Origin of the sequence: Caballeronia sp. LjRoot29 (assembly GCF_964252755.1) — a bacterium.
Taxonomy (GTDB): domain Bacteria; phylum Pseudomonadota; class Gammaproteobacteria; order Burkholderiales; family Burkholderiaceae; genus Caballeronia.
Map to the genome: position 1 here is coordinate 1 of NZ_CAXUPU020000111.1, position 231 is coordinate 231.

General features: G+C 51.1%; 1 pseudogene. It reads left to right on the forward strand.

What is annotated here, in order from left to right:
• Positions 1-96, forward strand: a pseudogene (locus tag ACSQ83_RS35980) (fimbrial protein); the annotation flags it as partial.
• Positions 97-231: the final 135 nt, after the last annotated feature.

Here is a 231-nt window from a genome sequence, read left to right on the forward strand (position 1 = left end):
GCGGACCTGAAGTATTTCGCTGAGTACTACGCCACGGGCAAGGCCACAGCCGGCCCGGTCAACACCTCGGTGCAATACACGGTCGATTACCAGTAAGCCGAAGGAGTTGAACAGGCAGGCATCTGCGGGTGCAGATGCCTGTTTTTTTACCGAAATATCGAGATACGTTTTTCACGGAGAAACATCAATCATGAAGTCCATTAGTCGAATTGCATGTGGTTTGGGTCTGGT